1 protein-coding gene is annotated in these 1319 nt (G+C 44.5%); it reads right to left on the bottom strand.

Going from position 1 to position 1319, the window contains the following annotated elements; translation table 11 throughout:
• Positions 1-140 precede the first annotated feature (140 nt).
• Positions 141-1319 (bottom strand): U32 family peptidase (locus AB4496_RS26055; RefSeq protein ID WP_372132777.1); only part of this gene is annotated, 1179 nt, incomplete at its 5' end.

The raw sequence follows: 1319 nt of genomic DNA, 5'->3' as shown, positions 1-1319 counted from the left end.
TTATAAACGGTTATAAACGGTTATAAACGGTTAAGACTTATAGACCTTGAATGCAGAACGCTCTTTGCTTTAGAAGCTATAAGCCGTGCGGCCTATAAATCTATAGACCTACAAACCTTGAACCCTATAAACCTTGAACCCTATAGACCTTGCACGTATTGAGCATTAGTTCGAACTTCGACCATCTGCTCTAGGTTCTGTTGTGAACCATCAACACCATTAATCAAACCTTGGAAATGTTTAATCAGCTCTACTTTGTCTTGTACTTCTTTCGAACCCGCGCCGATGTTGGTCAGGTCAATGAAGAACTCGTCGAACAGACCTGAGAAATCCGTTACAGCGTCATGGTTTAAGAACTGCTCGTGGTTGTAAATGCTTGGGTAGCCACCCTTCTGTTTATCAACCGCGAAAGAGATGCCTTTCACGTTGGTAATCGTGGTCGCTTTCTCACACTTCAACATGCAACCTGCTTCGATGCTTGGCTTGTTACAACCCACGGTTCTTTGGAAGAAACACTGGCGGCTGGTCATCATCAAGATTGGGTGGTAGATGCTGTAGAACAGTTTGAAGTTCTCTGGGCGGCGAATATGACGAATCTGACCTTTGTTGATCTCGTTCGAAATGAAAGCACCAGCACAGTTCAGCTCTTCTTTCAGCGTAACCAGTGCGTGAGAGTTTGTGGTGTTCATGAACGGGCCTGCAACCCACTCGATACCCATCTCGTAAGCTTTGTAAGCAATACCCGTGTTGTTGGTCACGATGCGAGCTGGCTTGATCTCTTCAAGAATACGAACCGCTTCGTCGTAATCTTTACCGATCAATACTGCTGGGAACCAAGGAATCAAACGTGGGTTTGCTGCCAAGATGTCGATGTACTTGTTACAACGCTTCTTGAAGCTTTCAGGCAGTTTGAAGTAAACATCCGCGTCGGTTACGTCACACAGGTGCAAGTCTTCCACATCAGCGATAAGCATCGACATGGTTGGCTTCTCGTTAACCTTTGGTTGCTGAGGCAGTGCTGGCACTTCAACGTGCTTAATCACTTTCACAGAACCGTTTAAGATGAAATCGATTTCGTCTTTTAAGACCGACACTTCTTTCAAAGGAAGAATCAGACCTTCATCTAAGTTGTCGTAGTTACAGTTTTCTAGCGTATGAACCGCACTCTTCACTGATTTGAAACGCTTCTCAAGTAACGCCTGAGTAATCGCAGTCTCTTTAGCTGTTGCCAATAATGATTGAGATTGAACCGTAAAGTTTTCTTTTGGTGTGTTCACTGTCACTGTAAATGGCTGACCCACCTTAGCGTTAAACGACAA

Source organism: Vibrio sp. 10N.222.46.A1 (assembly GCF_041473595.1).
Taxonomy (GTDB): domain Bacteria; phylum Pseudomonadota; class Gammaproteobacteria; order Enterobacterales; family Vibrionaceae; genus Vibrio; species Vibrio tasmaniensis_A.
The sequence above is the reverse complement of the archived record's forward strand: the minus strand, read 5'-3'. Positions and strand labels throughout refer to the sequence as shown.